At 57.5% G+C, this 10,000-nt stretch carries 10 protein-coding genes; 8 read left to right on the top strand and 2 right to left on the bottom strand.

What is annotated here, in order from left to right; genetic code table 11:
- The first annotated feature begins 34 nt into the window (after positions 1-34).
- The 8 genes from VEG30_14865 to msrB all read left to right on the top strand — a co-directional run bounded on the left by VEG30_14865 (position 35) and on the right by msrB (position 8,528).
- Positions 35-583: an RNA polymerase sigma factor gene (locus VEG30_14865; protein ID HXZ81208.1), complete on the top strand. Its 549-nt coding sequence runs from the start codon at positions 35-37 to the stop codon at positions 581-583.
- Positions 580-3,243, top strand: a complete 2,664-nt coding sequence (locus tag VEG30_14860) for a FecR domain-containing protein (protein ID HXZ81207.1) — start codon at positions 580-582, stop codon at positions 3,241-3,243. Before VEG30_14865 ends, VEG30_14860 begins: the two co-directional genes overlap by 4 nt.
- Before the next feature lie 13 nt (positions 3,244-3,256).
- Complete coding sequence (locus VEG30_14855) at positions 3,257-4,195, top strand: ABC transporter ATP-binding protein (GenBank protein HXZ81206.1); 939 nt, start codon at positions 3,257-3,259, stop codon at positions 4,193-4,195.
- Positions 4,182-5,066, top strand: coding sequence for a hypothetical protein (locus tag VEG30_14850; protein HXZ81205.1), 885 nt, complete (start codon positions 4,182-4,184; stop codon positions 5,064-5,066). Before VEG30_14855 ends, VEG30_14850 begins: the two co-directional genes overlap by 14 nt.
- Complete coding sequence (locus VEG30_14845) at positions 5,063-6,013, top strand: ABC transporter ATP-binding protein (GenBank protein ID HXZ81204.1); 951 nt, start codon at positions 5,063-5,065, stop codon at positions 6,011-6,013. The genes VEG30_14850 and VEG30_14845 overlap by 4 nt, the downstream gene beginning before the upstream one ends.
- Positions 6,010-6,882, top strand: coding sequence for an ABC transporter permease (locus VEG30_14840; GenBank protein HXZ81203.1), 873 nt, complete (start codon positions 6,010-6,012; stop codon positions 6,880-6,882). The genes VEG30_14845 and VEG30_14840 overlap by 4 nt, the downstream gene beginning before the upstream one ends.
- Before the next feature lie 62 nt (positions 6,883-6,944).
- Positions 6,945-8,081 (top strand): membrane dipeptidase, encoded by a 1,137-nt coding sequence (locus VEG30_14835; GenBank protein ID HXZ81202.1) that lies wholly within the window; start codon positions 6,945-6,947, stop codon positions 8,079-8,081.
- A 60-nt stretch (positions 8,082-8,141) separates the two neighbouring features.
- A complete protein-coding gene (gene msrB / locus VEG30_14830; protein ID HXZ81201.1) occupies positions 8,142-8,528 on the top strand; it encodes a peptide-methionine (R)-S-oxide reductase MsrB in 387 nt (128 codons plus the stop codon).
- Positions 8,529-8,531: 3 nt separating this feature from the next.
- Here the strand turns inward: msrB and VEG30_14825 are convergent, their stop codons facing one another.
- Positions 8,532-9,380 carry an SDR family oxidoreductase gene (locus tag VEG30_14825; GenBank protein HXZ81200.1) on the bottom strand — a complete coding sequence of 283 codons (849 nt, stop codon included), beginning with the start codon at positions 9,378-9,380 and terminating at the stop codon, positions 8,532-8,534.
- 97 nt (positions 9,381-9,477) lie between these two features.
- Positions 9,478-10,000, bottom strand: a 523-nt coding sequence (locus VEG30_14820; protein ID HXZ81199.1) for a TonB-dependent receptor, incomplete at its 5' end; no start/stop codon positions are given.

Here is a 10,000-nt window from a genome sequence, read left to right as displayed (position 1 = left end):
GTCTTCTCGATGACGGCGAGCTCAGGAGGGCTACTTGGCAGCAGCGATGGAACACCCCGTGGCGATGCCGGCAGTTGCAGAGCTTGAAGACATCTTTCGCGCGCATCAAACTCGCGTTCTGAAGGCGGCCTACCGAATAACAGGCAGCCTGGCGGACGCTGAGGATGTCGCGCAATCTGTCTTCCTCCGGCTGGCCCGAGGCGATTTCGACCGAAGTCGCATCGGCAACCTGGAAAGCTATCTTTATCGCGCCGCGATCAACGCCGCTCTGGATATCATTCGGGCCCGACGTGACTGGCGCGACGTCCCCTTGGAGAACGCAGAACCATTGCCTTCCAAGTCCCTCCCCTCGCCCGAGCGGGCACACACATCGGTGGAGATCAAGGAGAGCTTGCGCCGAGCTCTCGGACGCTTGCATCCGCGCACGGCAGAAATGTTTGTGCTGCGCTATCTCGAAGACTTCGACAATCGCGAAATAGCCCGCATGCTGAACACTTCCCAAGCGGTGGTGGCGGTCACGTTGCACCGCACGCGGGCGCGGTTGAGGAAGGACCTTCGTGCGTTCATGAGAGGCGGGCTATGAAATCATTCAATCGTCATCCTGATATTGATCTCGAAAGAGCCGTTGCCGAACTGCGAAACGACTCCCTGAATCCTCATGTTTTGCAGGCTGCTGCAGATCGCGTCTGGCAGCGGCTTCAAGAAGAACAGATGGCGGCTGTTGGGGCATCCATGCGTTCGACAGAAATTATCCGTGGCTGTCACGATATTCGGGCGCTGCTACCGGCATTTCACCAGGGCACATTGAGTGCTCCACGAAAACTGCTCGTTCAGGATCATCTGCGCGAATGTGTTTCCTGCCGCGAGCACGCTTACGGCCGGCGAGACGCGGCTGAAACCACCGCCGGCTGGCAGATAGAGCCGGTGCGCCGCCACTTCGCGTGGCTCACTCCATCACCTCGATCGGCTCTGGCGATGTGTCTGCTCATTGCGGCGATCGGCATTGCCTGGCTGATTCGCGATGTTTATTTCTCCCCTCCGGCCGGCGCGCGGGCGCACATTGAATCCGTGGAAGGCCAACTTTACCGAGTAGCCGCTTCGGGCGAACGTGCCCTCACGCCCGGAGACGAAATAGCGGAAGGAGACTTCATCCGCACAGGCAGTGGATCGCATGCTTTCGTGCGCTTGCTGGATGGTTCCAGAGTCGAAATGAATCAGCGGGCGGAATTTTCGGTAACCGCAGGGCATCGCGACACTGCCATCCATCTCGATCAGGGCAGCATTATTGTGCAAGCAGCTAAGCGCCAGACCGGGCATCTTTACGTGAAGGCCCCCGATTGTCGCGTCGCAGTTACGGGCACGGTTTTCGCGGTTAACTCCGGCACGAAGGGTTCGCGTGTGTCCGTTATCGAAGGCGAGGTGCGGGTGGCGCACGATGGTGCTGAGGACGTGCTTCACCCCGGTGACCAGGTTTCCACTACCAGCAATGTTAGCTATGTCCCCATTTCCGATGAAATCGCCTGGAGCCGCAATCTGGATCAGCACTTGGCCTTGCTGGCGGAATTTTCCAAGTTGCGAAAGCAACTGGAACAGATTCCCGCTCCTAGCCCTCGCTATGAAAGCCGCATTCTCCCGCTGCTGCCGGCGAAGACGGTCATCTACGTCAGCATTCCGAACCTTGGACAAACGCTGGCGGATGCAAACCAAGTCTTTCAGCAGCAGATGTCGCAAAGCCCAGTATTGCGTCAGTGGTGGCAGGAGAAGCATGCCGCTGACCATGGGCCTGCACCCGAGGAGTTGGTTGAAAAGATTCGCGGCGCCAGCCAGTATCTGGGAGATGAGGTGGTCTTCACAGCCACACTGGATAGCGCCCTTGTCGGTCATGGTCCGGTGATGCTGGCGCAGATCCGCCAACCTGGATTGAAGGACTATCTGCAGAAGGAGCTGCCCGGGCTTGCTCCCAACAATCAGGCTCAGAATAGAGCGCCCCAGGTCGTGGACCAACAGGTATTGGCCACTCTCTCGCCTACCCCACACGAAGGAGTTTTCCTGGTACGAGACGACTTCCTGGTAGCCGGCGATCTCGCGGCGGTTCGTGCGATGGACGCTCAGCTCACGTCCGGCGGGGGTGGCTTTTCGTTCACCGATTTCGGCCAACGCGTTATGAACGCATACAGTCGTGGCGCTGGATTCCTGATTGCCGCGGATCTTGGCCAGCTTGCCACCATCTCCAAGCCTCATGCTCCGTCTCCTCATGCAGACCAGGAAAGGCTTGCTTTCCAGAATTCCGGCTTCAGCGACGTGAAGTATCTGATCGTCGAACTTCGGCAAGTTTCCGGCACCACCGACAACCGCGCTGTGCTGGAGTTCAAAGGCGAGCGCCGCGGCATTGCTTCCTGGCTGGCCGCTCCGGCGCCCATGGGCTCCCTGGATTTCGTTTCAGCTGATGCCGGAGCTGCAGTATCGTTCCTCTCCAAGTCACCGGCGCTGATGCTCGACGATTTGCTGAATACCTTTGGTGCCACCGATACCAACTCCACGCAGAATCTCTCCAAGGCGGAGCAGGAGATGGGTTTGCGCATCCGTGAAGACCTTGCCGCCACGCTGGGCGGTGATGTCACACTTGCCTTGGACGGTCCAGTGCTCCCAACCCTGTCCTGGAAGGTGATTGCCGAGGTTACCGATCCGGCGCATCTGCAGAACTCAATTGCTACGCTGGTGCAAAGCTGGAATCAGCATGCGGTTCAGCAGGGAAGGCCGGGCGTCACTTTGCAGCAGTCTGAGTTTAACGGCCGCACCTTCTACACCATCACCAGCCAGCATGGCGGAATGCCTATGGACCACGTCTATACCTTCAGCGACGGATACCTGATCATGGCTCCTACGCGGGCGCTGGTGATCGCTGCCTTGAACACTCACGTCAATGGGACCAGCCTGGCGCGCTCCGGCTCCTTCCGGGCCCTGTTGCCGAAGGACGGCCACAACAATTTCTCGGCTCTCTTCTACCAGAACCTGGCTCCGATCCTGCAGCCTCTGCTGGGGCAACTCACTCCGCAGCAACAGGTGCTAGTGCAGCAATTGGCGGCCGACTCCAGGCCAACAGTCATATGCGCCTACGGTGTTAAGGATCAGATACAGCTGGCCAGTACCAGCAGGTTTTTTGGATTCGACCTGAACACGTTTGTGCTTTCCTCGCTGCTGAAGCGAAACCGAGCTGGAACATTGGCGGGGCCTGAGCCTTAATGATGGGAAAGAGATGAGCGCAACTATTGAACTCGAAGGGCTCCAGGTTCAGCTGGGGGGGAGAACTATTCTCGACAATCTGAGTGGAGCCCTCCGCGGACGTTCTATCGGCCTGCTTGGACCCAATGGCTCGGGCAAGTCCACGCTCATTAACACCCTGCTCGGCTTCTATCCACCCATTTCTGGAACGGCGCGCGTGCTTGGCATCGACATTCGTAGGGGTGCAGATCAACTGCGCTCGCTGGTCGGCTACATGCCCGAGAATGATTCCTTCATAGCGAACATGACGGGCGTGCATTTCGTGCGCTACATGGCGGAAATCTCTGGCCTTCCCCCCGAAGATGCCATGGAGCGCGCCCACGAAGCCTTCTTCTGCGTGGGATTGGGGGAGGCGCGCTATCGTAAGATCGGGACCTATTCTTTGGGAATGAAGCAGCTGACCAAGCTGGCCCAGGCCATTGCCCACGGGCCCAAGCTTCTGATCCTGGACGAGCCAACCAACGGCATGGATCCACCGGCCCGCAAACGCATGATCGAACTCATCCGCGAAATCCGCGATGCCAGCGACATCTGCCTGCTGCTTTCTTCCCACTTACTTCGCGACGTCGACGAAACCTGCGACGAGGTGCTGATTCTGCGCGATGGCCGCGTTGCTGCTTTGTGCAACCTGGAAGAAGAGCGACGCGCCAACCGCAAGTTCCTGGAAATGGAGACAATCGGCGCAAACGGCAATTTCACCGAGGCGCTGGAGAAACTCGGTTGTGAATGCGCCACTTTCGGCCGAGGCCGGTTGAAACTAGTGATGCCCGACAACGTCGAAGTTCGCGAACTCTATCGCATTGCGGCTGAGCAGGGCGTGCAGATTCGCCGCATGAATCACCGCCGTGACTCATTGGAAGATATCTTCCTCAACGCCATGGAACAGACCGGGACAGTCAATGGCCGTATATAAGCGCCGCTATAAACCCTATGAAGGGCCGCTGACACCGCGCTGGTCGCGCTTTTTCGTGCTCACACGCTACGCCGCCGGTGATTTGTTCCAGTCTCGCTTCTTTGTGGCCTTATTGTTCTTTTGCATGTTTCCGCTTGTGGCGGGCGCAACGTTCATATACGTCGCCAACAGTGAGACAGCGCAAGCGATTCTCAAACTCGGGAAACAGAACTTTCTCCTGGTGGACGCCCGATTTTTTTGCAATTTCCTCATCGCCCAAGCCTGGTTGGCTTTGCTTCTAACTTCCTGGGTCGGGCCGGTGCTGATCGCCGGAGATCTGGCCAACGGTGCTCTTCCTCTTTTCCTGAGCCGTTCTTTCAGCCGTGCTGAATACGTGCTTGGTAAATTCGCGGTTTTGATGGGGCTGCTTTCAGTCGTAACCTGGCTCCCTCTGCTCCTGCTTTTCTTCCTGGAAGCGGGGCTCGCCAGCGGAAACTGGCTCTGGCCGCATCTGTGGATGGCCGGCGCTATCCTGCTAGCTTCCTGGGTCTGGATTGTGGTACTAGCCGCAGTTGCCTTGGCGATTTCTGCTTGGGTGAAGTGGCGGATCGTGGCTACCGCGGTGACCTACGCGCTATTTTTCGTGCCCGCGGGGTTCGGAGAAGCTTTCGACGCGGTGATGCGTACAAATTGGGGCCGCCTGCTGAATCTGCAATACCTGTTCCGCGTGATTGTTTATGACCGCTTTCACCTAACCCTGGACTTCTTCCAGGGCTTCTCGAAGACACCGCTTCCAATTGCCGCGGCTTGGGCGACGTTGTTGATCGTCTGCCTCGCCTCGCTCGCCATCCTGAACCGCCGACTACGCGCTCGCGAGGTGGTACGCGGATGAGAAATGCGAGCGAGCAAATCGTTTTTGAGAATGTCTCCAAGTTTTATGGGGAAGTGCTGGGTGTTAATCGCGTCAATTTGTGTTTGGGGCCGGGGATCACCAGCCTCGTTGGTCCCAACGGCTCCGGCAAGACGACGCTGATGAATCTGCTTACCGGGCTGATCCGTGCCAGCCAGGGACATGTCAGCGTTCTCGGTCTCACTCCCGATGACCCCCTGGAGTTTTTCAAGCGTGTCGGCTATTGCAGCCAGTTTGACTCGTTTCCTCGCTACGTTACCGGACTGGACTTCATCTACGCGCCTCTCCGGCTCCATGGTTTCCCCCCCCACCAGGCCCGGAAGCTAACCGATGAAGCCCTAGAGCGAGTGGGCATGAGCGAAGCCGCAAGACGCAAGGTTGCCGGCTACAGTAAGGGCATGCGGCAGCGCATCCGCCTGGCTCAAGCCATCGCGCATCATCCTTCCGTGCTAGTGCTAGATGAACCGTTGAATGGCCTGGATCCGATGGCTCGTGCCGAAGCGATCGCACTTTTTGAGGCCTTGGGCAAGAAAGGAATGCACGTTGTCATCTCCAGCCACATTCTCGAGGAAGTGGACCGCATTTCCGATCGCGTAGTACTGATGAGCCACGGTTATGTTGTGGCTGAAGGCCAGATCCAGGAGGTCCGGCGAGAGGTTAAGGACCACCCTATGCAGATATTGGTGCGCTGTTCCAACCCTGCGAAGCTAGCCGCTGAAGTTTTCGTGCTCAATCACGTGGTGGAAGCCAAAATCCAGAACGATGGTCGCGGCGTGCTGGTTCGGACGCGCGACGCCGAGCAGTTTTACCTGCTGCTGAACAGGGTGGTGTCGAAGGGCGAAGTTGAGGTGGATGCGGTCGCGCCTGCCGACGACGACGTGAACTCGATCTATCAGTATTTGATCGGTTCCGACCGGGGGAACCAATGAGTGGGCGGAGGCTGTTTTGGCGTTTTCGGCAATGGGTCAGCAAACAGTCCTGGCAGTTGTGGGCAGAACAAACGGGGATCCTGGCACGGATCGAGCTGCGGCGGAATTTTTTGGCGCGGCGCGGGTTCTGGATCTACTTATTAGCTTTTGCCCCAGCCGCGATCGTCGGGTTGCATGCCCTGATCGATGGCCCACGTCGTATCTGCACCGTCTCCGCCGATACAGAGGTTCTGGCCGGCATCTTCAATTTCTACTATCTCCGGCTGGGAATTTTCTTCGGCTGCATGGGCATCTTCACGTGGCTATTTCGCGGGGAAATCGTGGAACGCACCCTGCATTACCAGTTCCTGGTTCCGGTCAGAAGGGAAGTGCTGGTGCTGGGAAAATTTCTCGCCGGCGCCATCACTGCAATTCTTCTTTTCGGCATCAGCGTGCTGTTGTCGTTCTATTTCATGTATGTGCACCTGGGTCCCGCAGGCCGGAGCTATGTTTTAGACGGCCCCGGACTCCATCAGTTCTGGTCGTACCTGCTGGTGACCGCCCTGGCTTGCCTTGGATATGGCGCTCTGTTTCTCGCTCTCAGCTTGATTTTCAAGAATCCCATCGTTCCCGGGGCGTTGGTGATGGGCTATGAAGCGATCAACCCGGTGCTGCCTTCGATTCTGCAGAAGCTCAGCATAATCTTCTATCTGAAGCAACTCTTGCCGGTTGAAATACCAACCCAGGGATTCCTGGCTCTGTTCACGGTGGTGGCCGAGCCGGTCACACCGTTTGTTTCTGTTCTGGGGCTGCTGTGCCTGACGGCAGCGATCCTCATCTTCGCTTGTTTCCGCATACACCGACTGGAAGTGACGTACAGCACGGATTGAGAGTCGACCTCGAGGGCTCGGCTGCTAATATTTCTCCACTACTGTAATTTTGTGAACCACCTATGAATCGTCGCGAATTCTCGTTTCTGGTGGCAGGCACTGTGGTGTCGGGTGCGTTACCCAAGTGCTCGGCAATTGTTGCCAGTGCGCAAGCCGTCGCTGACACCAGCGAAATTTCTCCTCAGACGGATGAACTGTACCGGAGATGGCTTGTATTGGACTGCAACTCCGCGCCTCCGCTTGAAGAGAAGCTGCCACTGCCGCAATCAGACCTCGACATGGCGCGCAACTCTGGCGTCAGCGTAGTCAAGATGACGTTGGGAGGATTTGGCAGCGACTTCGCCGGGACAGTGGACGAAATCGCCTGGGTCCAGCGGCTGATAGAGATGCATCCCGACTATTTCCTGCAGGTGCGGCTCGCAGAAGATATGGAGCGCGCCCACCGCGAGAAGAAGATGGGGATCATCTTCTCGTTTGAAGGTGTGAGCATGCTGGAGGACAAAGTTGACCGCATCGAGGTATTTCGGAACCTGGGGGTGCGCGTGATGCAGCTCTCGTATAACGGCAAGTCGGTTTTCGGAGCCGGCGTACTGGAGCCAAACGCCGGCGGGCTGACAACGCTTGGGCAAGACGCCGTAAAGAAGATGAATGAACTGGGAGTAGCGATTGACCTCAGCCACAGCAATCCCAAGACGACCACAGATGCCATGGCGGCATCCCGCAAACCCGTCATCATTTCTCACGCTGGCTGCAGTGCCATTCATGCGCACCCGCGCAACAAGACGGACGAACAAATCCGAACTCTGGCGGACAAGGGAGGCGTGATGGGAATCTATGATCTGCCCTTTCTGGCACCGTCTCCCAGACAGCCGACGGTCGAAGACTATATGGCACACGTCGAACGCGCGTTGAAAGTGGGTGGCGAAGACCACGTCGGAGTAGGCAGCGATGCAGGAGTCTCTCCGTTTGACACCAGCCCAAAAGCACTCGCCGAGTTCAAGAAGTCGCAGGAGGCGCGCGTGAAAGCGGGCGCCGCTGCACCGGAAGAAGATCGTTATCCCTACGTCGTTGGACTCAATACGCCGCTAAGGCTGGAAGTCATAACCGATCAACTCCTGAAACGCGGCTACTCACCGAGGGTGACTGAGAAGGTTGTTGGTGCAAACTTTGCGAGAGTGCTGCGGGAAATCTGGTCATAGCAGTAAACCGTTTTGAATACGGTGCTGTTAAAATCTGAGAGAGTTCAGCAGATTATGGCCATGAAGAAAACCAGCGAGGATTGGAAAAAGCAGCTTACTCCTGATCAGTACGCGGTCTGCCGCGAAAAGGCCACCGAACGGCCATTTACCGGCGAATACTACCAGACCAAGGATCCAGGAACTTATAAATGCGTCTGCTGCGGTGCGGATTTGTTCAGTTCGGATAGCAAGTTCGACTCAGGTACCGGTTGGCCGAGTTTCTGGGAACCCATTAACGGATCTAGTATCAAGACCGACGAGGACAACAGCCACTACATGCGGCGTACCGAAGTGCTGTGCGGCAATTGCGACGCTCATCTGGGCCATGTGTTTCCCGACGGACCCAACCCAACCGGACTTCGCTACTGCATTAATTCCGTGGCGCTCAATCTGGAAAAGAAGAAGTAGCTCTCAGTTCTTTTTCGGCTTCAGAGTTTCCCAGTCAGCGTCGGACAATGCCATCCCCAAGCTGTTGAATTCTCCGGCTCCCTGCAGCCACTCGCCTCCGTCAATCGTTACTACTTCACCGTTGATGTAGCCGGCCCTGTCGCTCACCAAGAAAGCTGCCAGGTCGGCGATCTCCTCGGGACGTCCAAATCTTTTGAGGGGAACTCGGTTGATCGCCGCCTCTTCAAATTCCTGGCGTGGGAGTAGGCGCGAAAACGCTCCCTCCGTTCGCACAGGGCCGGGAGAGATAGCGTTGAAGCGAATCCCTCTGCGCCCCCATTCCACAGCCAGGCTGCGCGTGAGCGCGAACACTCCGGCCTTCGAGACCGCTGAGGGCACCACGTATGCTGAACCCGAACCGCTAGAGGCGTAAGTGGCGAGAATGTTGAGCACATGGCCGTTCCGGCCGCTCGCCAGCCATCTCCGGCCGCAGGCCATCGTGCAGTGGATGGTTCCCATCAGCACGATTCCGATTACGGCTTCAAAAGCGCGCAACGACAACTCTTCCGTACGCGCCAGAAAATTGCCAGCGGCATTGTTCACCAGAACATCCAGCGGGCCTTCCCGCCATATCGAAGTCACCATCTGTTCCACCAACTCCGAATCGCGCACATCGCATACGTGTTCATGGATGCTCCCGCCGGTGGCAGCAGACAGCTCCGCTTGCGCCTGCTTCAGCACTTCTTTGCGGCGGCCACAGATATAAACCACAGCTCCCAACTCCAGGAAGCGATGGGCCATGGCCCTGCCGATTCCTGTACCTCCACCTGTCACCAGAATGCGCTTTGCCTTCAGCAGATCAGCGGTGAACATGAGCAGCCTCGATTTGGAGTGGAAATGGAAACGTGAGGCAGGGTATCAGCCAACAGACCGATAGGGAACCACTTCCGGTTATCCCGCGCTGCGCTCCTCAGAAATGGAACCGATATCGCACCTGCACTGCCAGCATGCGCGGATTAGCGAAATGCGTGCCGCCGAACGTATTGCTGTTGTCGAGCAGAAAGCGCTCGTTGAACAGATTTACCGTCGAAAATCTCGCCGAAAAGCGCTCGCCAAAGGACTTTCCGATTGCCAGGTCGAAGGTGGTGTGCGAGGGCAGATGGTCGGGCCCATCACCATCGAGAAAGCCCGAGCCATAGGCCACATTCCATGATGCCCAGGTCCGCCAGGGGAGATTTGTGTTCATGCCCGCTGTAAAAGTGTTGCGCTGGTCATGATCAAGAAAATAGGTGCCTGCGTCTGGAGGAGAAAAGTCTGTCAGCCCGCCGGTGACTCCGCCACTCCCCTCTGCATACTGGTGGGAGTAGGCAAGATAGAACTGAGCCCGGTTGAACAAGCGAGGGGATTTGACCGTCGCCTCCCAGCCGCGAATGCGGGCGTGATCGATGGTCAGGGGAAAGAAGATGTTGGAATTGCCAAGCACGTCGTGATCG

It is taken from the genome of Terriglobales bacterium, assembly GCA_035624455.1.
In the GTDB taxonomy this organism is placed as follows: Bacteria; Acidobacteriota; Terriglobia; order Terriglobales; family Acidobacteriaceae; genus DASPRM01.
This window is presented reverse-complemented; position numbering and strand designations above follow the sequence as displayed.